The organism is Actinoplanes missouriensis 431, from assembly GCF_000284295.1.
Taxonomy (GTDB): Bacteria; Actinomycetota; Actinomycetes; order Mycobacteriales; family Micromonosporaceae; genus Actinoplanes; species Actinoplanes missouriensis.
The window spans coordinates 5,873,841-5,899,458 of sequence record NC_017093.1; the positions used below are offsets into that span (position 1 = coordinate 5,873,841).

Here is a 25,618-nt window from a genome sequence, read left to right on the forward strand (position 1 = left end):
GGAAGCGGAACCGGGCCGTCGAGGCGGCATACCCGATCATGACCGGTCCAGGCGGAAGACGCGTTTCGGCAGGTGGTAGGCGAGATCCGCGATCGTCTCGGCCGCCTCGTCGAGCGGCAGCCGGTCCTCGGCGACCAGGCGGGCCAGGAAGCCCGCGTCGATCCGGCGGGCCACGTCGTGCCGGGCCGGGATCGAGCAGAACGCCCGGGTGTCGTCGGCGAACCCGGCGGTGTTGTAGAAGCCCGCCGACTCGGTGACCGCCTCGCGGAACCGGCGCAGACCCTCCGGGCTGTCCAGGAACCACCACGGCGCGCCGAGGTAGAGGGCCGGGTACCCGCCCGCGAGCGGCGCCAGCTCCCGGGTGAACGTCGTCTCGTCCAGGGTGTAGAGCACGATCCGCAGGCGGGGGTCGTGGCCGTACGCGTCGAGCAGCGGCCGCAACCCGTGGACGTAATCGGTCGCGGAGGGGATGTCGCCGCCGACGTCCCGGCCGTGCCTGCGGTGCAGCGCGCCGTCGTGGTTGCGCACCGAACCCGGGTGCAGCTGCATGACCAGGCCGTCGTCGAGCGACATCCGGGCGAACTCGGTCAGCATGTGCGCGCGGAACGCCTCGGCGTCCCGGGCGTCCGTGCCGCCGCCGAGGGCCTTGCGGTAGAGCACCGCCGCCTCGCCGTCGTCCAGCACCAGGGTCGCCGCGGTCGGGTGTCCGTGGTCGGAGCTCGTCGCGCCGGCCGCGACGAAGAGCTCGCGGCGGGCCCGCAGGGCGTTCAGGAAACCGGCGTACGTGCCGACGTCGGTCCCGGTGAGCGCGCCCAGCGCCGCCACCCGGTCCGCCCAGCCCGGCCATTCCGGGTCGACCAGGTTGTCCGGGCGGAAGGTGGTGATCACCCGGTCGCCCCAGCCGTCGGCGGCGAGCTTGGCATGGGCGGTCAGCTCGTCGAGGGGACTCTCGGTGGTGGCGAGGACCTCGATGTTGAAGCGGGTGAAGAGGGCGCGGGGGCGGTAGTCGGCCTGTCGCAGCTTGTCCGAGATCTCGTCGTAGATGGCGTCGGCGGTCTCCCTCCGCAGGCGTTTCTCCACGCCGAAGACCTCGCGGAAGACCTTCTCCGTCCACAACCGCGACGGCGTGCCCCGGAACAGGTGCCAGTTCTCGGCGAGGAGCCGCCAGATCGCCCGCCCGTCGGTCTCCACCGGCGAGCCGTCGATGCTCGGGACGCCGAGCCGGCTCTGCGGGATGCCCTGGCTGGCCAGCATCCGGGTGACGTAGTGGTCGGGCACCACGAAGAGCCGGGCCGGATCCGGGAACGGGGTGTCGTCGGCGAGCAGCGCGGGGTCGACGTGGCCGTGCGGGCTGATCAGCGGCAGGTCCCGGGCGTGCCGGTAGAGCTCGCCGGCGATCTGCCGCTGCGCCGGGTCGGAGGGGAAGAGGTGGGTCAACGGATCTCCTCGATGTTCAGGACGTCCTTCACCGGCACTGCCGCGCCGGTCCTGATCGACTCGTTGGCGGCGAGGCCGGTCAGCAGGGCGCGGGCGCCGTCGCGCGCGGTGGCGCTGCGGCCCAGCGGATCCTCCGGCCGGTCCGGCCGGATCAGGTCCGCGAGCATCCGGACGTCACCGCCGCCGTGCCCGCCGCGGGACAGGCCGTCGACGACGACCTCCCTCGGCGGGGACCAGTACGGCCGTACCAGAAGGCGCTTGAAACCCTGCTCGGCGGTGGACTCGGCGCCCGGCTCGCCCTTGACCGCGCCGGCTGCCGCGGGCGCGACGTGGTCGCTCTCCACCACCTCCAGCTCGAGACGGCCCCGGCTGCCGTTGATCATCATGCGGTAGCCCTCCCACGGCGCGTACGCGGTGAGGTGATAGCTCATCGACGCGCCGCGGGCGTAGCGGACCAGCACCGCCATGTCGTCCTCGATAGACACGCCGGGGGCGAAGACGTTCTGGTCGCGGTGGTAGCCGTCGTGGTGCTCGGCGTCGAGATAGAGCTCCTTGAGCCCCGGTTCGTCAGCCAATTTCAGGGCAAAGGGGTCATCCAATGCTTTATCCGACAAATGCGCACGCTGGTAGTCACGTGCGTAACCGTGCCGTGCGCCCTGATCACCGTAGAAGAAGAGCCGCCCGGCCGCGAAGACCTGCTCCGGCTCGTCGTCCAGCCACCAGTTCACCAGGTCGAAGTGATGACTCGCCTTGTGCACGAGCAGCCCGCCCGAGTTCGCCTTGTCCCGGTGCCAGCGCCGGAAGTAGTCGGCGCCGTGCCGCACGTCGAGCAGCCACTCGAAGTGCACCGAGCCGACCTCGCCGATCTCCCCGCCGCGGACGATCCTCTTCACCGCCTCGTGCAAGGGGTTGTAGCGGTAGTTGAAGGTGACGCGCACGTCGCGGCCGGTCCGTTGCTGCGCCGCGAGGATCCGCCGGCAACCGGCCGCGTCCACCGTCATCGGCTTCTCGGTGATCGCGTCACAGCCGGCCTCGAGAGCCGCCACGACGTACTCGTCGTGGTAACGGTCCACGGTGGTGACCAGGGCGACGTCCACCCGCTCCCGCTTCAGCATCTCGGTGAAGGCGTCCGCGTCGTAGACCGGCGCCGGTGGCACGCCGAGGCGTTGCAGGCGGGCGTTGTGAACCTCGGCGCGGGCCGGGTTGGTGTCGGCCAGGGCCACCAGCTCGGCCACGTCGGCGTGGTCGGTGGCGAGCGCCCGGAGAAAGAGACCGGCCCGGGCGCCGGCGCCCACGAGGGCGTAGCGCCGGCGGGGTGGTTGCGTCATTCCGTCGCCTCCAGTGTCCGCGAACGATGGCATCGGCAAACGTTTGCAGCAGGTTACCGGCCTCGTCTCGATGAAAGTCAATATGCTGTCGGTATTTGCCCGCATTCATGGCGGTTGTGTAACCCCGCCGCCACAAGATCGACATAGATGGGCGTTGACACCTCAGCAACCGTTTGCATTAATGGCTTCCACCGGAGAGATCCGGGTCACATTGAGGGAGGCATCGTGGCAGTCACGATCCGGGACGTCGCCCGAGCGTCCGGAGTGCACATCTCCACGGTGTCGCGCACCTTCTCGGCACCGCATCTGGTCAACCCCGAGACCCGTTCCCGGGTGCTGGCCACCGCGGAGCAGCTCGGTTACCGTCCCAACCGGGCGGCCCGGGCACTGATCACCGGACGTACCCACAACATCGGCCTGATCGTGGCCGACATCGCCAACCCGTTCTTCCCGCCGCTGATCAAGGCGGCCGAGACACATGCCCGGCGGCGGGACTACCACGTCTTCGTCGCCGACACCGATGAAGACCCGATCGTCGAGGCCGACCTGGTCCAGGCCCTGGCGAAACAGGTCGACGGGATTCTGCTCTGCAGCCCCCGGATGAGCGACGACCAGATCGAGCAGCTCCGGCGCGAGGTGCCCCTGGTCGTCATCAACCGCATGATCACCGGCCTGCCCGCGGTGGTCATGGACGTGGGGCAGGGCGCCCGGTCCGCCGTGCGCCACCTGCTCGACCTGGGTCACCGCCACCTGGTCTACCTGTCCGGACCACGTGGCTCGTGGACCAACCGGGAGATCCGCCGGGCCGCCGGGGCCACCGCCCGGGCAGCCGGCGCGGATCTCACCGTCCTCGGTCCGCACCAGCCGGTCACCTCGGCCGGCGCCGCGGCCGCCGAGGCCGTGCTCGCCACCGGCGCCACCGCGGTGCTGGCCTACAACGACCTGATGGCGATCGGCCTGCTCCAGGCGCTCCAGGACCGGGACGTCTCGGTTCCCGGAGAGGTCAGCGTCGTCGGCATCGACGACATCGCGGCAAGCGAACTGGTCCGCCCCCAGCTCACCACGGTGGCGAACCCGACCGCGGCCGCCGGACGGGCCGCCGTCGACATGCTCCTGCAGCAGGGCGACGACGGCTCCACCGGACAGATCAACCTGCACACCGACCTTGTCATCCGCAACTCCACCGGTCCGGGCCCCTTCCTTCCGGCCGGTGCGACCACCGCTGAGGTCGCCGCATACGTCAAGGAGTGACGACTAGCCATGACCGCAACGCACCCGCCCCGGCGCCGTTTCCTGCGCACCCTCGTCGCCGGCATGCTCGCCCTTCCCCTGGTCCTCGGCGCCTGCGGCGGCGACGACTCGGGCGGTGACGACGGCAAGACCGAGCTGAGCTTCTTCTGGTGGGGAGGCGAGGCCCGGGCCGAGCTCACCGCGAAGGCGCTCGACCTCTACACCGCCAAGCACCCGGACGTCACGTTCAAGAAGACCTGGCAGGCCAACCAGGGCTACTTCGACAAGCTGGCGACGCTCACCGCCGGCGACGACGCGCCGGACATCTTCCAGATCGACGACAACTTCCTCTCCGAGTACGCGACCCGCAACGTCACGCTGGACCTCACCTCGTACCAGTCGGACGGCAAGCTGGACACCACGAAGTTCCCCGAGGGCCTGTGGAAGTACGGCGTCGTCGACGGCAAGCTGGCCGGCCTGGCGTTCGGCGAGAACACCCAGGGCCTGGTCTATAACAAGTCCAAATTGGAGGCTGCCAAGCAGCCGCTGCCGAAGACCGGGATGAGCTGGGAGGAGCACATCGCCTGGGCGCAGAAGGCGGGCCCCGCGACCGGGCTGGCCGGGACCCAGGACCCGAGCGCCGACTACAAGGCGTTCTGGGTGTGGCTGCGCCAGCAGGGCAAGGAGATGTACAACGGCAACCAGCTCGGCTTCACCGCCGCCGACGTGCAGGCCTGGTTCGAACTGTGGAAGGGCGCCCGGGACGGCAAGGCCACCCCGTCCGCCGACGTGATCCACGAGGGCAACCAGACCGACATCACCAAGCAACTGGTGGTCACGAACAAGGCGCTCACCTCGTGGGTGTGGGCGAACCAGATGCCCGAGCTGCAGAAGAACACCAAGGACGAGCTCGGCGTGGTGGCGTACCCCGGTGACGCCAGCAAGCAGTGGCCGCGCGCCTCGATGTACTTCTCGGTCTTCCGCGGCACCGAGCACAAGGACATCGCGGTCGACGTGATCAACTTCCTGGCGAACGACCCGGAGGCCGGCAAGATCCTCGGCACCGACCGCGGCCTGCCGTCGAACCTCGACGTCCGCGCCTCGGTGGCGGCCTCCACCGACAACGCGTCGATGAAGCAGACCATCGCCGCCATCGACGAGCTCTCCAAGAACTACGGCCCGTCGCCGTCCGTCCCGCCGCGCGGCCACAGCACGGTCCGCAGCGAGCTGATCAAGGCGGCCGAGGAGGCCCAGTACGGACGCGCCACCCCGGCGCAGGCCGCCGAGCAGTTCTTCGCCGCCAGCCAGGCGGCAGTCAGCCGGTGAGTCCCGTGGCAGTAACCCAGGCGCCGTCGCCAGCGCCGCCCGCCGGTCCCGCCGCCCCTCGGCGGCGGGGCCGGCCCGCCCGGCACAAGTCGGACGGCGCGGCCGGCTACATCTTCCTCTCCCCCTGGCTGCTCGGCTTCGCCGTCATCACGGCGATCCCGATGCTGATGTCGCTCTACCTCAGCTTCACCAACTACGACGTGCTCAGCGACTGGTCGTCGACCGAATGGGTCGGGCTGGACAACTACCGCCAGATGTTCACCGAGGACCCCTCGTTCTGGCACGCGGTCCGGGTCACCATCACGTTCGCCCTGATCGCGACCCCGCTGAAGCTCGCCGCCGCGCTCGGTGTCGCGCTGCTGCTGAACCGCTCGTTCCGCGGCGACGGCCTGTTCCGTGGCCTGTTCTACCTGCCGTCGCTGCTGGGCGGCAGCGTCGCGGTCGCCATCGTCTGGAAGAGCATGTTCAACGGCGACGGCTCGTTCAACGCGTTCCTCGGCTGGTTCGGCATCGAGGGCAAAGCCTGGGTGAACGACCCGGACTACGCGCTCGGCACGCTGATCCTGCTCGCGGTCTGGCAGTTCGGCGCCCCGATGGTGATCTTCCTGGCCGGCCTGAAGCAGGTGCCGCAGGAGCTCTACGAGGCGGCGTCGGTGGACGGCGCCGGGCCGGTACGCCAGTTCTTCGCGGTGACCCTGCCGATCCTCTCCCCGGTGATCTTCTTCAACCTGGTGCTCGAGACGATCAACGGGTTCCAGGGCTTCACCTCGGCGTTCGTGCTCTCCGGCGGCACCGGCGGCCCGGTCGACTCGACGCTCATGTACACCCTGCACCTCTACAACAAGGGCTTCACCGAGTACCAGATGGGCTACGCGTCCGCGATGGCCTGGGTCTTCCTGCTCTCGATCGGCCTGGTCACCGTGCTCATCTTCCGCACCGGCAAGTTCTGGGTGCACTACTCGGACGGGGACGACTGATGCGTCGCTCTGTGGTTCTGGTCGTGCTCACCGCGATCGTCCTCTATCCCCTGGTCTGGATGCTGGGCAGCTCGCTCAAGGCGCCGCAGGAAGTCCTCAACAACATGTCGGTGTGGCCGCAGGAGTTCACCCCCGGCAACTACACCGACGGGTGGAGCCACTTCGACGTGGTGTTCGGGCGGTTCTTCCTGAACAGCGCGATGGTCGCGGCGCTCACCGTGGTGGCGAACTGCGTCTCCTGCCTGCTCGCCGCGTACGCCTTCGCCCGCCTGCGCTTCCGCCTGCGCGGCTTCTGGTTCGCCATCATGATCGGCACGCTGCTGCTCCCCGGCCACGTGCTGATCGTCCCCCAGTTCGTCATGTTCAAGACGTTCGGCTGGGTCGGCGGCGACTGGCCGTACGCCCCGCTGATCGTCCCGCAACTGCTCGCCACCGAGGCGTTCTTCGTCTTCCTGATGGTCCAGTTCATGCGCGGCGTCCCGCGCGAGCTCGACGACGCCGCGAAGATCGACGGCTGCACCGCCTACGGCGTGTTCCGCCACGTGATCCTGCCGCTGTCCCGCCCGGCCCTGGTCTCCACCGCGATCTTCTCGTTCATCTGGACCTGGAACGACTTCTTCCGCCAGCTCGTGTACCTATCCGACCTGGAGAAATACACCGCACCGGTGGCGCTGACCCTGTTCATCGACTCCAGCGGCCAGTCCGCCGTCGGCCCGATGTTCGCGATGTCGGTGCTGTCGCTGGCACCGGTCTTCCTCTTCTTCGTGGCCTTCCAGCGCATGCTCGTCGAGGGCATCAACACGACCGGCCTGAAGGGATGAACTGGCCGGTCGAGCACCATGTCGTCCCCCGCCCGGACTGGCGCGAACGCCTCGCGCTGGGCACCGACATCGCCCTGATCGGCATCGTCACCACGGTGGTCGCGCTGCCGATCCTGACCGCCCCGGCGGCCCTGGCGGCGGGTTCGGCGGCGGTCCGGCACCGCTACACCATGGGCGGTCTCCCCCGGATCGCCCCGCTGCTCCGGCAGTTCCGGCACGGCCTGCCCCGAGGCCTGCCGGTGGTCCTGGCCACCGCGGTGCTCCTGCTCGACCTGACCGCCGTCGGCCGCGGCTGGGTACCCGGCGGCCCGCCGCTGCTCCTCGTGACGGCGCTCGCCGCAGCCTGGCTGGGCGGCCTGGCCGGCCTCACCCTGGCGCTCCTGGGCCGCGAACCCGCGCTGCCCTGGCGCCGCGCCGCCCGCACCGCCTGGGAACGCCCCCGCGCCACCGCCGCCATCGCCGCCACCGGCGCCCTGGCGTTCTTCCTGTCCCTCACGATCCCGGCGACGATCCCCCTGCTGGTGGGCCTCCAGCTGTTCGCCGCCCATATCCTCACCGACCGCTTCCGCTGACCCCCGTTCCCCACCCCCGTCCCCCGCGGCTCTTTCCCACCGCCGTTTCCGCAGTCCCTCCCGCCGTCGTTTCCGCAGTCCCTCCCGCCGTCGTTTCCGCAGTCGCCGTCCCCGCCCAGCCGCCGCGCGAGGCCGTTCCATCCCGGCCCCGTGCGGCGGCTTCCTCTTCCCCATCGGGTACGCGGCGCCGGCACTCCCCAGCCCCACCCCCGCAGTCCCCACCTTTTCCGGGCGACTGACGACCACGGTCCGGCGCGACCCGCCGCCGGCCCCGGCGCCACCCCAGCCCGGCCCGGCCCGGCCCGGCCCGCCGGCCGTCGCCCATACCGGTCTCACCACCGTGATCACGTGCCTGAACTACGGCCCGCACCCGCCAGCCGTCGCCCACGCAGGCAAAACCAGCGTGATCACACGCCTCCGCTACGACTCACGCCCGCCGGCCGGGGCGGCCTCAGGCGCCTCTTCGGTGCTCGAAGATCAGATAGGTCTCGGTGCCGGCGACCAGCCGGGTGCTGCTCAGCCGCTCGGTGATCACGTTGCGCAGGTCGTCGACGTCGGCGGCCGCCACGTGCAGCAGGAAGTCGTAGGAGCCGGAGACGAAGTAGACGTCGCGGACCGCGGGGATCCCGGCGAGCGACTCGGCGAACTTGCCGATCCCGTCGCGGGCGTCGGACCGGATCCGGACCGCGATCATCGCCTGGATGGGCCGGCCGATCCAGGCCGGGTCGACGTCGGCGTGGAACCCGCGGATCGCGCCGATCTCGCGCAGCCGGCGCACCCTGGTCAGGCAGGTCGACGGGGCGATGCCCACCCGGTCGGCGAGAGCGTTGTTCGGCATCCGGCCGTCGGCGCGCAGCAGGCTGAGCAGTTCCAGGTCGATCTGGTCCAGGCCTCGAACATCCTTCGGCAGATCGGTCATCGGGACGGCTCGGCGCGCAGAATCTGCCCCTGACACGTTACAGACAGAATCATCTTCGCTCGTCTTGCCCGATCCCTGCACATCGTTCCACCCTATCGCCACAGCTACGCGACAGTGCCGTCGGAAGGAAGTCCCCCCATGCGCATCGGTGTGCCGACAGAGGTCAAGAACCACGAGTACCGGGTGGCCATCACCCCGGCCGGCGTGGTGGAGGCGGTGCGTCACGGCCACGAGGTGCTCGTGCAGGCCGGCGCGGGGACGGGTTCGGCGATCACCGACGAGGACTACGTGGCGGCCGGCGCGCGGATCGCCCCCGACGCCGACGCCGTGTGGGACGCCGCCGACATGATCCTCAAGGTGAAGGAGCCGATCGCCTCGGAGTACCACCGGCTGCGCGCCGGGCAGGTCGTCTTCACGTACCTGCACCTCGCGGCCGACGCCGAGGGGACGAAAGCGCTGCTGGAGAGCGGCACGACCGCCATCGCGTACGAGACCGTGCAGCTCCCCGACGGATCACTTCCGCTGCTCGCCCCGATGTCCGAGGTCGCCGGGCGACTGGTGCCGCAGGTCGGGGCGTACAGCTTGATGCGCAACAGCGGCGGCCGCGGCGTGCTGCCGGGCGGGGTGCCAGGCGTCGCCCCGGCCCAGGTCACCGTGATCGGCGGCGGCGTCTCCGGGGTGAACGCGGCGACCATCGCGCTCGGTCTCGGCGCCGACGTGACGGTCCTCGACCTCAGCATCCCGCGGCTGCGCCAGATCGACGCCCAGTTCGGCGGGCGGGTCAAGACGCTGGTGTCCAGCTCGTACGCGATCGAGCAGTCGGTCCTCGCCGCCGACCTGGTGATCGGCGCGGTGCTGGTGCCCGGCGCGAAGGCTCCCACCCTGGTCAGCAACGACCTGGTGAAGCGGATGAAGCCGGGCTCGGTGCTCGTCGACATCGCGATCGACCAGGGCGGCTGCTTCGAGGACTCGCGCCCGACGACCCACCAGGACCCGGTCTACACGGTCCACGGATCGGTCTTCTACTGCGTCGCCAACATGCCGGGCGCGGTGCCGAACACATCGACGTACGCCCTGACGAACGCGACCCTGCCCTACGCGCTGCGGCTGGCCGACCTCGGGTGGCGTGAGGCGCTGCGCGCGGACCCGGCCCTCGCCGCGGGCCTGAACGTGCACGACGGCGTGCTGACCAACGAGTCGGTCGGCGCCGCGCTCGGCCTGCCCACCGAGACGGTCTCCTCGATCCTGGCCTGATCCTCGCCCGATCCGGCCGCACCCCGCGCCCTCCCGCCGCTCCCCCGGCGCGGAGGGCGCACCCCTTCCCTGGCTCAGCCTCCGGTCCCTGGCTCAGCCGCCGGCGGGGATGGCGATCTGCTGGGCCTCGCTCATCGCGGACGCGGGGCGGCCCTCGGAGGCCGACCAGGTCGTCCGGGCGGATGCGGGGTGGCAGGGCGCCGAACGCCGCCTTGCGCTGGGCTTCGATCACGGCTTCGTCCTGGCGGCTCGCCTCGTCCATGGCGTCAGTATGCGCCGGGCATGCCCGCGACGGAACTGAGAGGAAAGGGGCGCGACCACGCACGCGGGCCGCGCGGTGTGTGGCCCGCGGTCCGGACGCGCCAGCGGCCGGCGGGCAACGCCGCGCCCTCGGCGGGAGCGACGGTCCGCACCCACCACCCCGATGCGACATCTGGATTTTGATCTTGCGGGTCTGCCTTTTCTGTTAGGAAAGTTTGCTTTATATTTCTGTCACATCCATCAATCGACAAGCGTCATTGGAGAGTGACATGCGGAAGTTGCTCGCCCTGCTCGCGGTCTCCCTGGTCGGCGCCGCCGGATCGCTGCTGGCGGCGTCCCCGGCGGCGGCACACGGGTACGTCTCCTCACCGCCCAGCCGACAGGCGCTCTGTGCACAGGGCGTCATGTCGTGCGGGCAGATCAAGTACGAGCCGCAGAGTGTCGAAGGACCGAAGAACCTGCGGACCTGCAACGCGAACGTGCCCCAGTTCGCGGAGCTCAACGACGACAGCCGGGGCTGGCCGGCCACCAGCGTGGGCACCTCGCTGACGCTGACCTGGGTCAACACGGCGCGGCACGCGACGGCGAACTGGGAGTACTACATCGGGAACACCCGGGTCGCGTCGTTCAGCGGCAACAACCAGCAGCCGCCCGCGACGCTGTCACACACGGTGAACCTGAGCGGCTTCTCCGGGCGTCAGAAGCTGCTGGCGATCTGGAACATCTCGGACACCGCGAACGCGTTCTACTCGTGCATCGACATCAACATCGGCGGCGGTGGCGGTGGGACCACGCCTCCGCCGACCGGGAACTGCGGCGGCGTCGGCGCGTGGGCGAGCTCGACGGTGTACGTGGGCGGCAACATGGCCACCCACAACGGCCGCAAGTGGCGCGCCCAGTGGTGGACGCAGGGCGAGACACCCGGCGCGGCAAGCGTCTGGGTGGACCAGGGCGCCTGCTAGACCGACAACCCGGTTGAAGCGCAAGGCAAGTCGCATTGCGCCCGCCGACGAGTTGAGCCCCGGAAACGACCACGCTTCGCTAGCCGTTTCCGGGCTCAACTCGTCGGCCCCGAAGGGCGCAATGCCGCCGAGCGCAGCGAAGGCAATCTAGAAGGCGGCGAGCACGGAGCCCTGGTACTTGTCCTCGATGAACTTCTTCACCTCGGCGGAGTGCAGCAGCTTCTCCAGCTTCACCACCCGGGCGTCGGTCTCCTCGCCGGTGCGGACGACGACCAGGTTGGCGTAGGGGTTGTCCTCGCCGGTCTCCAGCGCGAGCGCGTCGGTGGCCGGCTTGAGGCCGGTCTCGATAGCGTAGTTGCCGTTGATCACGGAGATCGCGGTGTCCTCGAGGCTGCGCGGCAGCTGCGCCGCTTCGAGGGCCTTGAACTGCAGGTTCTTCGGGTTGGCCGTGATGTCCTTCTCGGTCGCCTTGACGCCGACGCCGTCCTTCAGCGTGATCAGGCCGTTCTTGGCGAGCAGGTTCAGGGCGCGGCCCGAGTTCGACGGGTCGTTCGGGACCGCGACGACGCCACCGTTCGGCACGTCGGCGATCGCCTTCACGGTCTTGGAGTAGACGCCGAGCGGCTCGATGTGCACCGGCTTGAGCGCGGTGAACTTGTAGCCCTTCGACGCGACCTCCTCCTCCAGGTACGGGATGTGCTGGAAGTAGTTGGCGTCGATCTGCTTCTCGCTCAGGGCGACGTTCGGCTGGATGTAGTCGTTGAACTCGACGATCTCCAGCTTGAGGCCCTCGGCTGCGGCGAGGTTGTCCGCGACGTACTTGAGGATCTCGCCGTGCGGGACCGGGCTGACGCCGACCTTGAGGGTGTCGCTGCTGGCCCCGGAGGAAGAGTCGTCGGAACCGCAGGCGGCGAGGCCCCCGAGGAGCAGCGAGGCAGCGGCGAGCACGGCGAGGGAGCGGCGGCGCATGATCAAAAGACCTTCCTGAACTATCGGTGCGAAAGCCGGCGGACGAGGACGTCGCCCACCATCTGTACGAGTTGGACGAAGACCACCAGGGCCACCACGGTGGCGATCATGACCTCGGTCTCGAAACGCTGGTAGCCGTACCGGATCGCCAGGTCGCCGAGACCGCCGCCGCCGACCGTGCCGGCCATCGCGGAGTACCCGATGATCGCGATCACGGTGATGGTCAGGCCGGCGATCAGGGCGGGCAACGCCTCGCGGAGCAGCACCTTGCCGACGATCTGCCGGCGGGTGGCGCCCATCGCGACGGCCGCGGACACCACGTCGCCGGGCACCTCCCGCAGGGCGGCCTCGACGATCCGGGCGAAGAACGGGATGGCGCCGACGGTGAGCGGGACGATCGCCGCGTCGGTGCCGATCGTGGTGCCGACCACGGCCCGGGTGAACGGGATGATCGCGACCAGCAGGATGATGAACGGCAGCGACCGGCCGACGTTGACGATCAGGCCGAGGACCGCGTTCACCGGGGGCGCGGCGAGCAGCCCGCCCTTGTCGGTGAGCACCAGCAGGACGCCGACGAGCAGGCCACCGATCGCGGTGAGCAGCGTGCTGACGCCGACCATCCAGGCGGTCTCCTGGAATCCGGTGCCGAGCAGTTCGAGGACTTCCGACCAGGTCACGCGTGCACTCCCACCTGGGCGCCGGATTTACGCAGGAAGTCCAGGGCGGCCTCGTTGTCGTCGCCGTCGAGCGCGAGACGCCACCGGCCGGCGCGGGTGGTGGCGAGCGTCTCGACGTGCCCGCCGAGGATCCGCACGTCGGTGTCGAAGCGGCGGGCCAGGTCGGCCAGCAGCGGCCGGTCCGCGTCCTCGCCGCTCACCGTCACGTCGACGACCGTCGCGCCGGGCACCGACGTCGGCGCGTCGATCGGGAACAGGTCACGGGCCAGCTCGGAGTCGCTGCGCAGCAGGTCGGCGACCCGCCCGGACTCGACGAACCGGCCGTCGCGCATCACCGCGGCCGACGTGCAGATCCGCTTCACGACCGTCATCTCGTGGGTGATCAGCAGGATGGTCAGCCCGAGCCGGCGGTTCAGATCGAGCAGCAGGCGCAGGATCGACTCGGTGGTCTCCGGGTCGAGCGCGGAGGTCGCCTCGTCGGAGAGCAGCACCTTGGGCCGGGCGGCGAGCGCACGGGCGATGCCGACGCGCTGCTTCTGCCCGCCGGAGAGCTGGGACGGGTACGCGTCCGCGCGGTCGGAGAGCCCGACGAGGTCGAGCAGTTCCGCGACCCGCGCCGCGCGCTGTGACCGCGGCGTGCCGGTGACCTCGAGGGCGAACGCGACGTTGCCCGCCACGGTCCGCGACGACAGCAGCGCGAAGTGCTGGTGGATCATCCCGATGCCGTGCCGGGCGACCCGCAGCCGCTTGCCGCTGAGCCGGGTCAGGTCGACGCCGTCGACGGAGACCGTGCCGGCGTCCGGGCGCTCCAGCATGTTGACGCAGCGCAGCAGCGTGCTCTTGCCGGCGCCGCTGCGGCCGAGAACGCCGTAGACCTCGCCCTCGCCGACGGTCAGGTCGACACCGTCGACGGCGGACACGGAACGCTTGCGTGAGCGGTACGTCTTGCGAAGACCGCTGATTTCTATCACGTAAAACACCCTGGTCAGCCGATGTGACGAGCGTCGCAAAACCTACTCATCCGATGGGTTTTGCACCGCGGCCAAACATAGCGTTCAGGGTGCCGGGACGCCAATCGGTGTAATCACCCTCACCTTTGCCGGGCCTCGTGCACCAGGATCGCCACCTGCACCCGGTTGGCGCAGCGCAGTTTCTCCAGCAGCCGGGAGACATATGCCTTCACGGTGGGGACGCTCATGTGCAGGTCACGGCTGATGTCGGCGTTCGACGCCCCGGTGGCGACGGCCTCGGCGACCTCGCGCTCGCGCGGGGTCAGCACCGCCAGCGGATCGGCGCCGCCGGTGGACGTGCCCCGGCCGACGGCGTGCTGGATCAGCCGCGGCACCACGGCCGGCGCGAGGATCGACTCGCCCGCCGCCGCTTTCCGGACCGACTTCAGGATCTCGGTGGGCGCGATGTCCTTGAGCAGGAACCCGTTCGCCCCGAGCCGCAGCGCGCCGAGGAGGTGCTCGTCGGTGTCGAACGTGGTCAGCACGACGATCGCCGGCTCCGGCCCGTCGCGGCGCAGCTCGGCCGTCGCGGCGAGACCGTCCATCCGGGGCATCCGGATGTCCATCAGCACCACGTCCGGCCGCAGGCGCCGGGCCGCCTCGACCGCCTCGGCGCCGTCACCGGCCTCACCCACCACCCGCAGGTCGGACCCGGCGCCCAGCACCAGGGAGAGCCCGACGCGCACGAGCGGGTCGTCGTCGGCGATCAGCACACGGATCAGGTCGGCCACGGCAGCCAGGCTTCCAGATCGAAGACATTCCCGAGGTCCGGGTCGGCGCGAATGCCGTGCCGCAGCCGGCCGCCGACCAGCTCGACGCGCTCGGCGAGGCCGAGCAGACCGGCGTGCGACCCGGGGACCCGGCTCGTGGCGCCGGTGACCGCGTTGGAGACCAGCACGTGCAGCTCGCCCTCGCCGGTGCGCTCCAGCAGCAGCCGGACCGGGGCGCCGGACGCGTGCTTGCCGGCGTTGGTGAGCCCTTCCTGGACGAGCCGGTACACCGTGCGGCCCAGCGACGGCGCCACCGGCGTCCCGTTCAGGTGGTTCTCCGCGCGCACGTCCACCCCCGCGCCCGTCGCCTCGGCGATCAGGTCGCCGAGGTGGCCCAGATCGGGCTGGGGGCGCAGGCCGGGCTCGGAGCGCGGATCGCCCTCGCCACCGCCGGCCCGCAGCACGCCGAGGATCTCGCGCAGGTCCTCCAGCGCGTGATGGGCACTGTCCCGGATCGTCGCCGCCGCTTTCGCCACCTCGTCGCGGGTGAGGTCGGGACGGATCTGGAGGGCGCCGGCATGCAGGCTCACCATCGAGATGCGGTGGGCCAGCGCGTCGTGCATCTCGCGGGCGATCCGCTCCCGCTCCAGCGCCCGCAGCCGCTCGGCGCGCAGCCGGGCGTGCGACTCGGCCTGGTCGGCGCGCTGGCGCAGCGACTCGATCAGGTCGTGCCGGAAGCGCACCGCCACGGCGACGGCGATCGTCACCACGATGAAGCCGCCCGTGATCATGAGTTCGCCGGCCAGCGGGAGCTCCGGGTCCGGGCGGCGCCACGAGTACACCCCCGCGGTGACCAGGCTCAGCGCCACCATCACCGCGACCGCGCGGGTCCGGCGCTGGACCACGAGCGTGTAGAGCAGGGCCACCCCGGTGTAGGCCGCGGCGTCGGTGAACGCGCCGACCGGCGCCAGCAGGATCATCATGGCGACCGGGTGGGTGCGGCGCCACCAGAGGGTGAGCGACGCGGCGCAGCCCGCGACGACCGAGAAGAACGTCTGGTCGGCGCTGAGCCGGCCGGCCGACTCGGCCTCGCCGGCCAGGACCAGGGCGCAGAAGCAGGAGATCACGATCGCGGCGACGTCGAGCAGGCGATCCCGCAGCCAGGGCCTCTCCGGCTGCCGTTGCCGGTGCTGCGTCACGATCGGACCAGGGGACGCCAGAACTGCTTGTCGCCGTCGTCGCGCACGGTGTACCCCAGGTTCTCCACGATGGCGCGCAGCTCGGCGGCCTCCTTCGCCGCCTTCTTCCGCAGGGCCACCTCGCGGGCCGACAGCACGGCGGCCACCTCGGCCGGCAGCACGCCGGAGTCCGGCAGCCAGCGGTGGTAGAGCTCGCCGAACGGATCCTCGTCGTGCCACGGATAGCCGTGCCGGCGGAACGCCTCACCCAGCCTGTCGCGGCTCGCGCCGGGCTCGCCGTGGAAGAGGTGCCGCGAGTCGCGGTCGAGCAGGATCAGCAGGTCGCGCTCCGGGTAGAGCGCGCCGATGTCGAGCCGGGCGAAGGTCCGCCGATCGCCCGCGGTGCGCAGCTCCACCTCGTCGTCGGCGACCGTGATCCGGGTGACCCGGTGCAGGATCGCGGCGCTCGCCAGCGCGCCGACGGTCATGAAGATCGCCGCCTGCACGGCCAGCTGCCACCCACCGCCGACGCCCGCGGCAGCCCTGACGACGAAGCCGAACGGCACCGGGCCGCCGAAGCCGGCGAGCCAGCGCGCGACCGGCGGCAGGATCAGCGCGAGGAGCAGGCCGAGCACCGCCGGGCCGCACAGGATCAGCACCCGGTCGGTCCGGGAGAGGGCGAGGACTGTCGGTTCGCTGGTCACGGGAACGACGGTATGCGCGGCGGAAAACGGGGGCCAGACGACTTTGGTATATGACTTAGGACTCGGGCACGGCCAGAGCGATCGTGAGCGCCAGTACCCACTCCGGGTCCTTCAGCCGCTCGCCGTAGAGCTCGCGCAGCCGGGCCATCCGGTACCGGACCGTCTGCGGGTGCACGAACAGATCCGCCGCCACGTCCTCCCGCCGGCCGTGGTGCAGCAGCCAGCTGCGCAGCGTCTCGACCAGTTTCGCGCCGCTCGCGCCGCGCTCACCGGCCAGCGGCGCGAGCGCCCGGGCCCGCAGGTCGGCGAGCGCGCTCGGATCGGCGGTCACCACCACGCTGGCCAGGTGGTCCTCGGTGTCGACCACACCGCCGCCGCCCGGCCGGCACAGCTCGTGGACCCGGATCACCCGGTCCACCGAGCTCTTCGCCTCCATCCACGGCCGGGCCGGTCCGATCGTCGCGCTGTGCCCGGTCAGCAGCCGGAACAGCAGCGGGCGGGAGGTGCCCTGCGGGTCGGGGACCAGCAGCACGGTCATTCCCGGCAGCTCCGGCACGGCGTCGACGAGGTGCAGCGTCCGCGGATCCAGCAGGTCGATCACCCAGCGCGCCGCGCGTTCCGGCAGGATGATCGCGGTGAGCGTCTGCGGCGGCGTCCACTCGGCCTGCTCGGCCGCGGCCTGCACCACGTGCGGCGGCTCCCCGGCGACAAGCATCTGGGCCAGCTCCTGCAGGTGCCGCAGCCGGATCCGGCCGGAGGCGGCGAGCTCGTCGGCGTGCCCGGCCACGCTCGCCGCGGAGAGCTCGTCGATGTAGGCGAAGACCAGCTCGGCGAAGTCGGCGATGATGGCGGCCGGCTGCCCGGTGCCGACGCTTATCGCGGCCAGCTCCCGCCAGGACACCCGGGCGCCCACCCGGTACGCCGCGAGAAGCGCGTCCAGGCTGCGGCCGGAGCGCGCCTCGCCCCGGCCCAGCGCGTACGCCCCGTCGAGCGCCGCCTGCAGCGGGGTGCCCGGATCACCGCCCGGACGGGACACCAGCTTGAAGAAGGTCCCGAGCGCGGCCTGCACGGCCCGCTCGATCTTGTGCCCCAGCTCGCCGGCGAACGCCTCGGCGTACGCCGGGACCTCCATCGTGATGGCCGCGATGGTCTGCACCGCCACCTCGGGCAGCCCGTTCAGCAGCGGGACGACGACCTCTTCGGGAAGGCGGTACGACCGCACGTCGCGCAGCGGCTCCTTCACGCGAGTTCCTCTCGTTTAAAGTCCATCCCTTGTCCCCGCCGAACAATTATGCGGCTCCGGATTCACTTCTCCTGGTCATGCTTTCGCCCGGTTGAGGTAGCAGGCTTGGTGACGTGCCAGTAACTCAGACATTGCGCAACGGCGCATGGCGTGTCGTCGAGCTGCTCACCACTCCGGTGGTGCCCGCCGACTATCTCGACGTCATCGCGCCCCTCCGCAATCCCGACGTCCTGCGCGCCCGGATCGAGGCGGTTCGTCCCGAGACGGCGAAATCGGTCACCCTGGAGCTGCGTCCCGGCCGCAACTGGCAGCCGCACCAGCCCGGACAGTATGTCCGCCTCGGCGTCGACGTCGACGGCGTCCGGCTCTGGCGCGCCTACTCGGTGAGCAGCGCGGCCGGCCGCCCCGGTGGCACGTTCACGGTCACCGTCAACGCGGTGGCCGACGGCGTCGTCAGCTCCTACCTGCTGAACCACGCCCGGCGCGGCATGATCCTCACGCTGGATCTGCCGACCGGCGACTTCGTGCTGCCGGCCCGGCGACCGGGCAAGGCGCTGTTCGTGACCGCGGGCAGCGGCATCACCCCGGTGATGGGGATGCTGCGGACGGCGGCGCACGAGCTGCCGGACGCGGTGGTGGTGCACTCCGCCCGTACCGAAGAGGACGTGGTCTTCGGGTCTGAACTGCGTGACCTGCACCGGCAGGGCAAGATCCGCCTGATCGAGCGGCACACCGGCGCCGACGGGCGACTCAAGCCCGCTGACCTGTCCGAGCTCGTCCCCGACCTGTTCGAGCGGGAGACCTGGGCCTGCGGGCCGGGCGAGATGCTCGACGCCCTGACCGAGCACTGGGCCGACGCGGGTGCCGAGGACCGCCTGCACGTCGAGCGGTTCCGGCCGACCGTGCTGGTCGCCGGCGACGGCGGCACGGTCGCCTTCGAGCGGTCCGGGATCTCCACCGAGGCGCCCGCCGGCGTCACGGTCCTGGACGCCGGCGAGGCGGCCGGCCAGCTCATGCCGTCCGGCTGCCGGATGGGCATCTGCTTCAAGTGCGTGCTGCCGATGCGCGAGGGCATCGTCCGCGACGTGCGCGACGGCTCGGTCACCACCGTCACCGAGCTTGACGAACCCGTCCTGATCCAGACGTGCATCTCGGCCGCCGCCGGGCCGTGCCGCCTGGACGCCTGATCGACCTCCCCCCGGAAAGACCAGAGAAAGACTGAGGAACACCGTGACCACTCTGCAGCGCAAGGATGTCAACCCGATCGCCCACCTCACTCCGGAGGACATCGAGGCGATCGGCCGTGAGCTGGACGCGATCCGCGACGAGTTCATCGCCAAGCGCGGCGAGAAGGACGCCACGTACATCCGCAACATGATCAAGGTGCAGCGCCGCCTGGAGGTGGGCAGCCGCGCCGTGCTGCTCTTCTCGCTCTTCCCGCCGGCCTGGATCATCGGCACCCTCGGCCTCTCCATCTCCAAGATCCTGGAGAACATGGAGATCGGCCACAACATCCTGCACGGCCAGTACGACTTCATGCGCGACCCGAAGATCCACTCGACCACCTGGGAGTGGGACTCGGCCTCCCCCGCCGAGCAGTGGAAGCACTCGCACAACGAGCTGCACCACAAGTACACCAACGTGATCGGCCGCGACAACGACCTCGGCTACGGCATCATGCGCGTCGACGAGCAGCAGAAGTGGGTGCCCGCGCACCTGGGCCAGCCGCTCTACAACTTCATCAACGCGATCTTCTTCGAGTACGGCATCGCCGCGTACGACCTGGAGCTCGGCCGCAACCTGAAGACCAAGAAGCGGCGCAGCAACCCGGCCTTCCGGGCCGCTCTCCGCCAGGTCGGCCGCAAGATCCGCAAGCAGGCGGCGAAGGACTACCTGGTCCACCCGCTGCTCTCGGTGCCGGTCGGCCTCGCCTTCGGCAACCCGCTCGGCGCGTTCCTCGGGACCCTGAGCGCGAACGCGGTGGCCAGCGTGGTCCGCAACCTGTGGAGCCACTCGGTCATCATGTGCGGCCACTTCCCGAAGGGCGTCGAGACCTTCGAGCGCACCTCGATCACCGGCGAGACCCGCGGCGAGTGGTACCTGCGTCAGATGCTCGGCTCGGCCAACATCTCCGGCAGCAAGCTGATGCACATCATGACCGGCAACCTGTCGCACCAGATCGAGCACCACCTCTTCCCCGACCTGCCGGCCAGCCGGTACGCGGAGATCGCCCCGCGGGTGCGGGAGCTCTTCGAGAAGTACGACCTGAACTACGTCTCCGGCCCGCTGGTCGTGCAGGTCGCGTCGGCGTGGTCCAAGGTCTTCCGGCTGGCGCTGCCGAACCGCAAGCCGGCCAACGACATCGACCACAGCATCCCGCCGCGCCCGGCCCCGGCGGAGACCGTCGCCGCCTGATCCGTCCCGACGATGCCGCCCGCCGTCACCGGCGGGCGGCATCACCTCATCTGAGGTAACTCAGCTCGGCGAACTCCGCACGGTAACCGTCGATCAGCCGCTCGGCGATCGGCGCGGAGTCCACCAGCGGATGCGCCGCCATCGCCCGCATCGCCGCCGCCCGCGACCCGGACGCGGCCGCTTCCAGAACCCCCCGCTCGGCCGCCTTCACCGACCGCACCAGGCTCACCCCGTGCTCCGGCAAGGGCAGGATCTCATCGGGTACGGCCCCGCGCGCGTCCACCGTGCACGGCACCTCGACCACCGCGTCGTCGTCGAGCACGGTGAGCGTGCCGCGGTTGCGCACGTTGAGGATCAGCCGGGCCGGCTCGTCGCGGGCCAGGGCGCGCATCACCGCCAGGGCGACCCCCTCGTAACCGGCCGGCCGGGACTCGTCGTGCTCCCGCTCCCCCGCCCCGGCCAGCTCCCGGTTCTCCGCCATGTAGGTGGCCTCGCGCTCCCGCCACGCCCCGAGCCAGGCGTCCAGCGGGTCGGCGGCCGAGGCCAGCGACGTGTAGCACCGGTGCTGCTGCTCCAGCAGGAACTCGCCCCGGGTCCGCGGCGCGCCCCGGACCGCGGCCAGGGTGCCCGCCGGGTCGTAGTAGTAGTGCAGGTATTCGTTCGGGATCGCGCCGAGCTGCCGCAGCCGGTCCGCCCCGAACAGCCGGCCCTCCTCGATGGACTCCAGCCGCTGCGGATCGGCCAGCAGGCCCGGCAGCAGATCGCCGGCGCCGTAGAGCCAGCCCAGGTGGTTCAGCCCGGCATAGTGGACGCGGGTGGTCGCCGGGTCGGCGCCGAGCACTCGCAGCACCCGGTCGGCCAGCCCGGACGGGGAGTCGCAGATGCCGATCACCCGCTCGCCGAGCTCGGCGGTCATCGCCTCGGTGACCAGGCCCGCCGGGTTGGTGAAGTTGATCGTCCAGGCGTCCGGGGCGAGCCGGGCGATCCGGGCCGCGATGTGGTGCGCCACCGGGACGGTACGCAGGCCGTACGAGATGCCGCCGGCGCCGACCGTCTCCTGGCCGAGCACCCCGAGCTCGAGCGCCACCCGCTCGTCGCGCACCCGGCCGCGCAGGCCGCCGACCCGGATGGCGCAGAACACGAACGCCGCCCCGGTCACCGCCTCGTCCAGGTCGGTGGTGGTGACCAGCGCCGGGGCGTCCGGCACGTCTCGGGCCAGCGCGGACAGCACCCGGCCGATCCCGTCGAGCCGGCCGGCGTCGACGTCGTGCAGCGCCACCTCGGTGATGCCGGTGCGCCGGTGGTCGGCGAGCAGGGCACGGTAGACCAGTGGCACGCGGAAACCGCCGCCACCGAGGATCGTCAGTCGCATGCGGGTCCCATCACGAGCGCATTTCAGTGGTCGGCCCGGGCGTCGGAGAGCCGGGCGATGGTGGCGGTGGCCCGGTGCACGGCGGTGCGCCGGCCGGGCGGGATCACGTCGTCGAGGAATCCGTACCTCCGGGCCAGCGCGGACTCGGGCGCGTCGTCGTGCCGGCGGGCGCCGGCGCGGCGCACGGCCTGCCACCAGTCGGCGATGTCACCCCAGCCGGGCGCTGAGAGCGATCCGCCGAAGTGCTGCACGGAGAGCGCGGCGACCAGGTTGGCGAAGGCGAGCCGGTCGGCGAGCGGCCAGCCGCTCAGGGTGCCGGTGATGAACCCGGCGGTGAACACGTCGCCGGCGCCGGTCGGGTCGAGCGCCTCCACCGGAACGGCCGGCACCGCGGCCACCTCGCCGGTGCCCGCGTCCACCGCGAGCGCGCCGTCGCCACCGCAGGTGACCACCACGACGGGGGCGAGGCCGGAGAGTTTGTCGAGCGCCTGCCGGGGCTCGTCGGTTCGGGTGTACCGCATCGCCTCCACCGCGTTCGGCAGGAAGGCGTGGCAGTCGGTCAGCGCCGCCAGCACGTCCCGCGACCAGGCCTCGGTCTCGTCCCATCCGACGTCCGCGAAGACCAGCGTGCCCCCGGCCTTGGCCCGGTGCACCCAGTCCGTCCCGGAGCCGGCCAGGCTGACCGCCGCGCTGCGCGCCGGGGGCAGGCCGTTGACCAGGCCGTCGGCGTCGGTCGGCAGCGGGTGCCCATGCGTGATCATGCTGCGGTCCCGGTCGTACGCCAAGGAGACCGTCACCGGCGAATGCCAGTCGTCCACCCGCAGCGAGGCGGAGAGGTCGATGCCCTCCTGCCGGCTGAGCACCTGGTGGCAGAACTCCCCGTAGGCGTCGGTGCTGAGGGCGGTGCCCAGCCCGGTGTGCAGGCCGAGCCGGCTCGCCGCGACCGCGAGGTTGGCCACCCCGCCGGGGCACGAGCCCATCCCGGGCGCCCACACCTCGGTGCCGGGGCCGGGCAGCTCACGCAGGCCGGTGAAGATGACGTCGAGGTACACCACCCCCGGCACGAACAGATCGAGCTGCTCAGGCATCGTCCGATCTTACCTCCGTGCCGATAGGCCGGATATCCATTGATCAGCGTGCCGGGTGATCAGCGTGCCGGGTGATCAGCGTGGCGGGCGCAGGTCGGCGTGGGCGGCCCGCAACGCGTCCACCACCCGATCGGTACCCGCGGGGCGGGCCGTGTCGAGCGCCGCCCACGCCTCGTCGAGAGCCCTGGTCAGCTCGCGGATCCGGCCGGCGTGCTGGCGGCGCACGTCCTCCCGCACCTTCTCCACGCGGCGCAGCCAGCCGTCGTTGCCGGGCGGCGCGTGCACCGGCGCGACCGGCCGGGCCGCAGCGGGCGGCCGGGCCGGGGCGGAAGGAGGAGGGGCAGGCGGCGGAGGCGGGGGCGGAGGGCTGAACTCCGGCAGGTCGGTGACCGGCACGATCGCGGCGATCGGCCGGCCGTTGTCGACCACGACGGTGACCTGACCGGTCAGGCCGGTCACCCGCACGAGTTGCTGGAACCGCAGGCGCGCCTCGGCGATGGTGAGCTCGATGCGGCGGCGGATCGGTGTCGCTGGTTCTCCCATGTCGCGATGATGCCGCGCACCTACGACATTTTTCGCCGTCCCGTCACACCCGGTAGGCCCGCATCAGCTTCATGATCTTCTCCGCGCCGTCGGTGAGCACGGCCAGGTCCACGTCCGTGAAGATCCGGCGACGGGTGTCGATCACGCAGTGCGCGCCGATCACCTGGCCGGCCTCGCCGGTCAGCGGCACCCCGAGGTAACTGCGCAGTCCGGTCATCGTGAGAAACGGGTTGCCGGCGTGCTTCGGGTCCTTGCGGCCGTCGATGACGCAGTACGGCTCGCCGGCGAGCACGGTGTGGGTGCACATCGCCCACTCCGCCGGCGTGCCCTGCGCCTCCTGCACCCAGCCGGAGACGCCGTGCCCGCCGATGATCATCTGGGAGGTGTCCAGGACCACCGAGACCAGCGACACCGGCGCCTCCAGCAGCGTGGCGCTGCGCTTGGCCACCTCGTCGAGGCTGGTCCGCAGGTCGGCATTGAGCAGGTCGAATCCGGCGATCTCGAGCATCCGCTCCGGGGTGCCCAGCCGGTCGAACAGGTCGGTGTTCACGTCAGCTCCTGACAGTGGTGTGTGCGGCGGCGAGCTGGGTGTGTGAGGTGACCCGGATCTGCAGGGCGAGCCCGCAGAGCCGGGTGATCGGGTCGGCGCCGGCCATCACGGGCAGCAGCCGTTCCAGGGTTGGATCGGACCCGGCGGTCCGGACCAGCTGGTCCCAGACCCGGGGCCCGTCACCGCCGTGCACGCGCAGCACGGCGGCCCGCGCGTCCTCCACGGTGGGACGCGACAGCCCGTAGGGCGAAGGCTCTGTCATCCACGGCTCCTGCTTGATGGGGAGATGTTTCGTCCGGCGAAGTAATTGATCGGCGGCAGGAACGCGGAATTCAATGGAATCGGGGCCAGGTAATCAGTGCCGGAACCCGCCGACGAGGTTGGCCAGGTCCCCGGCGAGCCGGGTCAGGTCGGCCGCGGCCTGCTGGGTGGCCTTGGCGCCGTCGGCGGTGGCGCTCGCCACCTCGGCGACCCCGGAGACGGTACGCGCGACGTCTCCGCTGCTCGTGGCGGCGTCCGCCACCGAGCGGCTCATCTCCCCGGTGGTGGCGGTCTGCTCCTCCACGGCCGAGGCGATCGTGGTGGTGTAGTCGCCGATCTGCTGGATGACGCCGGTGATCTCCCCGATCGCGGTCGCCGCCGAGGTGCTGGACTCCTGGATCGCGCCGATCCGGTGGGTGATCTCCTCGGTCGCCTTGGCGGTCTGCTGGGCCAGCTCCTTGACCTCGCCGGCCACCACCGCGAAGCCCTTGCCCAGCTCACCGGCGCGGGCCGCCTCGATCGTGGCGTTCAGCGCGAGCAGGTTGGTCTGCTCGGCGATGCTGGTGATCAGCCGGACCACGTCACCGATCTCCGCGCTCGCCTGGCCCAGCTCGGCGACCTGGTTGTTGGTGCGCTCGGCGACCGCCATGCCCTCCTGGGCGACCCGGGCCGCCTCGGAGGCGTTCGTGGCGATCTCGGTGATCGAGGCGCTCATCTGCTCGGCGCCGGCCGCGATCGACTGGACGCCGGTGTTGACGTCCTCGCTGGCGACGCTGGCCGAGCTGGCCTTCGAGGCCGCGTCGGCGGCGCCGCTCTGCAGTTGGGCGCTGACCGTGGAGAGCTCCTCGGATGCGCCGGCCAGGGTGGCGGCGGATCCGCCGATGGTGTTGACGGTGTCGCGCAGCCGGAGGACGGCGGCGTCCAGGGCCCGGCCCATCCGGCCCGGCTCGTCGCTGGAGGTGAGCCCGCTGCTGCGGGTCAGGTCGCCCTCGGCGAGCCCTTCGCAGACGTCGGTGACCCGGCGCAGCGACCGGACGATGCCCCGGGCCACCAGGAACCCGAGGGTCATCGCGGCGGCGATGCCGGCCGCCAGCAGCACGATCGACTGGATCCGGTTGGACTCGTAGGACGAGCGGGCGTCCGCGGCGTCGGCGGCGGCGTCGGCCTTCTCCATCGCGGTCATCTCCGCGAGGTGTTCCTTGATCTCGGTGACCGTGTCGGCCATGTCGCCGTTGCGGATCGCGAGCCAGGTGGTGAGGTCGTTCTTCGCGGAGGCCGGCAGCAGCTGCTCGTTCGCGATCGTCACGAACGAGTTCCAGTCGGTCCGGGTGTCCTGGATCATCGCGGCCGGCGGCACCGGGCCGGTCGACTCGTACTCGTCCCACGCGGCATCGACCGCCTCCACATCGGCGGCGTACAGGTCGGTGAATTTCTGCTTCGTCGTGGCGTCCCGGTTCATCGCCGCGTTCGACAGGTCGAGCCGGGCCTGGGTCATGGTGTTCTGCAGGCTTCCCAGCGCCGAGACGCCCAGCAGGTTGCTGCTGTAGATCGCCTGGGCGGAGTCACTGGCGCCGCTGAGCGCACGCAGGCCCAGCACCCCGACCAGGAGGGCGACCACCGCCGCGACGCTCACCGCCACCAGGACCTTGATGTTGACACTGAGGTCCGCCCAGTAACCCCGGCCCTTGTCCGGGGTCACCACCGCCTCCGCCGTCATCGCGCTCATGTCTAACCAGTCGGCACCCGGGCCGCTCCTGCTGAGCGCGGACGAGCGGGCCTTTTCCGACGAAAAGGCCCGCTCGTAACCGGTG

At 71.1% G+C, this 25,618-nt stretch carries 25 protein-coding genes; 9 read left to right on the forward strand and 16 right to left on the reverse strand.

Going from position 1 to position 25,618, the window contains the following annotated elements; all coding sequences use genetic code 11:
• Nucleotides 1–36 precede the first annotated feature (36 nt).
• Together uxaC and AMIS_RS27115 are read right to left on the reverse strand one after the other, a co-directional pair.
• Nucleotides 37–1,437, reverse strand: coding sequence for a glucuronate isomerase (uxaC, locus tag AMIS_RS27110; RefSeq protein WP_014445620.1), 1,401 nt, complete (start codon nt 1,435–1,437; stop codon nt 37–39).
• A complete protein-coding gene (locus AMIS_RS27115; protein WP_041830094.1) occupies nt 1,434–2,765 on the reverse strand; it encodes a Gfo/Idh/MocA family protein in 1,332 nt (443 codons plus the stop codon). Before AMIS_RS27115 ends, uxaC begins: the two co-directional genes overlap by 4 nt.
• A 225-nt stretch (nt 2,766–2,990) precedes the next feature.
• On the opposite strand from AMIS_RS27115, the gene AMIS_RS27120 reads away from it, so the two are divergent.
• Genes AMIS_RS27120 through AMIS_RS40850 form a run of 5 tightly spaced genes read left to right on the forward strand, consistent with a single transcriptional unit; the run spans nt 2,991 to nt 7,691 of the window.
• Nucleotides 2,991–4,016, forward strand: coding sequence for a LacI family DNA-binding transcriptional regulator (locus AMIS_RS27120; RefSeq protein ID WP_014445622.1), 1,026 nt, complete (start codon nt 2,991–2,993; stop codon nt 4,014–4,016).
• A 9-nt stretch (nt 4,017–4,025) separates the two neighbouring features.
• Nucleotides 4,026–5,321, forward strand: coding sequence for an ABC transporter substrate-binding protein (locus tag AMIS_RS27125; protein WP_014445623.1), 1,296 nt, complete (start codon nt 4,026–4,028; stop codon nt 5,319–5,321).
• 5 nt (nt 5,322–5,326) lie between these two features.
• A complete protein-coding gene (locus AMIS_RS27130) occupies nt 5,327–6,298 on the forward strand; it encodes a carbohydrate ABC transporter permease (RefSeq protein WP_041830095.1) in 972 nt (323 codons plus the stop codon).
• A complete protein-coding gene (locus AMIS_RS27135; protein ID WP_051042152.1) occupies nt 6,298–7,119 on the forward strand; it encodes a carbohydrate ABC transporter permease in 822 nt (273 codons plus the stop codon). Before AMIS_RS27130 ends, AMIS_RS27135 begins: the two co-directional genes overlap by 1 nt.
• Nucleotides 7,116–7,691 (forward strand): hypothetical protein, encoded by a 576-nt coding sequence (locus AMIS_RS40850; protein WP_014445626.1) that lies wholly within the window; start codon nt 7,116–7,118, stop codon nt 7,689–7,691. The genes AMIS_RS27135 and AMIS_RS40850 overlap by 4 nt, the downstream gene beginning before the upstream one ends.
• Nucleotides 7,692–8,142: 451 nt before the next feature.
• Here the strand turns inward: AMIS_RS40850 and AMIS_RS27145 are convergent, their stop codons facing one another.
• Complete coding sequence (locus tag AMIS_RS27145) at nt 8,143–8,610, reverse strand: Lrp/AsnC family transcriptional regulator (RefSeq protein ID WP_014445627.1); 468 nt, start codon at nt 8,608–8,610, stop codon at nt 8,143–8,145.
• 138 nt (nt 8,611–8,748) lie between these two features.
• Here AMIS_RS27145 and ald point away from each other — a divergent pair, with 138 nt between their 5' ends.
• Together ald and AMIS_RS27160 are read left to right on the forward strand one after the other, a co-directional pair.
• A complete protein-coding gene (ald, locus tag AMIS_RS27150; RefSeq protein WP_014445628.1) occupies nt 8,749–9,864 on the forward strand; it encodes an alanine dehydrogenase in 1,116 nt (371 codons plus the stop codon).
• A gap of 530 nt (nt 9,865–10,394) precedes the next feature.
• Entirely contained in the window at nt 10,395–11,087 is a 693-nt protein-coding gene (locus tag AMIS_RS27160; protein ID WP_014445630.1) for a lytic polysaccharide monooxygenase, read from the forward strand.
• Between the two features lie 147 nt (nt 11,088–11,234).
• Here AMIS_RS27160 and AMIS_RS27165 read toward each other — a convergent pair whose 3' ends face one another.
• The 7 genes from AMIS_RS27165 to AMIS_RS27195 all read right to left on the reverse strand — a co-directional run bounded on the left by AMIS_RS27165 (nt 11,235) and on the right by AMIS_RS27195 (nt 17,578).
• The gene (locus AMIS_RS27165; RefSeq protein ID WP_041830096.1) at nt 11,235–12,056 is read right to left on the reverse strand and encodes a MetQ/NlpA family ABC transporter substrate-binding protein; all 822 of its coding nucleotides are present in this window, start codon (nt 12,054–12,056) and stop codon (nt 11,235–11,237) included.
• A 20-nt stretch (nt 12,057–12,076) separates the two neighbouring features.
• On the reverse strand, nt 12,077–12,733 hold the full coding sequence (locus AMIS_RS27170) for a methionine ABC transporter permease (protein WP_014445632.1): 657 nt from the start codon (nt 12,731–12,733) through the stop codon (nt 12,077–12,079).
• Nucleotides 12,730–13,704: a methionine ABC transporter ATP-binding protein gene (locus tag AMIS_RS27175; RefSeq protein WP_041831323.1), complete on the reverse strand. Its 975-nt coding sequence runs from the start codon at nt 13,702–13,704 to the stop codon at nt 12,730–12,732. Before AMIS_RS27175 ends, AMIS_RS27170 begins: the two co-directional genes overlap by 4 nt.
• Nucleotides 13,705–13,823: 119 nt before the next feature.
• The gene (locus AMIS_RS27180) at nt 13,824–14,474 is read right to left on the reverse strand and encodes a response regulator (RefSeq protein ID WP_172666631.1); all 651 of its coding nucleotides are present in this window, start codon (nt 14,472–14,474) and stop codon (nt 13,824–13,826) included.
• On the reverse strand, nt 14,462–15,652 hold the full coding sequence (locus tag AMIS_RS27185) for a sensor histidine kinase (RefSeq protein ID WP_014445635.1): 1,191 nt from the start codon (nt 15,650–15,652) through the stop codon (nt 14,462–14,464). The genes AMIS_RS27180 and AMIS_RS27185 overlap by 13 nt, the downstream gene beginning before the upstream one ends.
• Complete coding sequence (locus AMIS_RS27190) at nt 15,649–16,335, reverse strand: YqeB family protein (protein WP_014445636.1); 687 nt, start codon at nt 16,333–16,335, stop codon at nt 15,649–15,651. Before AMIS_RS27190 ends, AMIS_RS27185 begins: the two co-directional genes overlap by 4 nt.
• Nucleotides 16,336–16,390: 55 nt before the next feature.
• Entirely contained in the window at nt 16,391–17,578 is a 1,188-nt protein-coding gene (locus tag AMIS_RS27195) for a PucR family transcriptional regulator (RefSeq protein WP_014445637.1), read from the reverse strand.
• A gap of 113 nt (nt 17,579–17,691) precedes the next feature.
• Between AMIS_RS27195 and AMIS_RS27200 the strand changes: the two genes are divergently transcribed.
• Both AMIS_RS27200 and AMIS_RS40855 read left to right on the forward strand, forming a co-directional pair.
• Complete coding sequence (locus AMIS_RS27200; RefSeq protein ID WP_014445638.1) at nt 17,692–18,765, forward strand: ferredoxin reductase; 1,074 nt, start codon at nt 17,692–17,694, stop codon at nt 18,763–18,765.
• Between the two features lie 43 nt (nt 18,766–18,808).
• Nucleotides 18,809–19,993, forward strand: coding sequence for a fatty acid desaturase family protein (locus tag AMIS_RS40855; protein ID WP_014445639.1), 1,185 nt, complete (start codon nt 18,809–18,811; stop codon nt 19,991–19,993).
• A 46-nt stretch (nt 19,994–20,039) separates the two neighbouring features.
• Here AMIS_RS40855 and AMIS_RS27205 read toward each other — a convergent pair whose 3' ends face one another.
• From AMIS_RS27205 to AMIS_RS27230, 6 genes are all read right to left on the reverse strand, one after another.
• Complete coding sequence (locus AMIS_RS27205) at nt 20,040–21,365, reverse strand: family 4 glycosyl hydrolase (protein ID WP_014445640.1); 1,326 nt, start codon at nt 21,363–21,365, stop codon at nt 20,040–20,042.
• Between the two features lie 23 nt (nt 21,366–21,388).
• The gene (locus tag AMIS_RS27210) at nt 21,389–22,453 is read right to left on the reverse strand and encodes a carbohydrate kinase family protein (RefSeq protein ID WP_014445641.1); all 1,065 of its coding nucleotides are present in this window, start codon (nt 22,451–22,453) and stop codon (nt 21,389–21,391) included.
• A 75-nt stretch (nt 22,454–22,528) separates the two neighbouring features.
• A complete protein-coding gene (locus tag AMIS_RS27215; RefSeq protein WP_014445642.1) occupies nt 22,529–22,996 on the reverse strand; it encodes a hypothetical protein in 468 nt (155 codons plus the stop codon).
• Nucleotides 22,997–23,039: 43 nt separating this feature from the next.
• Nucleotides 23,040–23,546, reverse strand: a complete 507-nt coding sequence (locus AMIS_RS27220; RefSeq protein WP_014445643.1) for a GAF domain-containing protein — start codon at nt 23,544–23,546, stop codon at nt 23,040–23,042.
• Nucleotide 23,547: 1 nt separating this feature from the next.
• The gene (locus AMIS_RS27225) at nt 23,548–23,808 is read right to left on the reverse strand and encodes a hypothetical protein (RefSeq protein ID WP_014445644.1); all 261 of its coding nucleotides are present in this window, start codon (nt 23,806–23,808) and stop codon (nt 23,548–23,550) included.
• A gap of 93 nt (nt 23,809–23,901) precedes the next feature.
• Entirely contained in the window at nt 23,902–25,533 is a 1,632-nt protein-coding gene (locus tag AMIS_RS27230; protein WP_014445645.1) for a methyl-accepting chemotaxis protein, read from the reverse strand.
• Nucleotides 25,534–25,618: the final 85 nt, after the last annotated feature.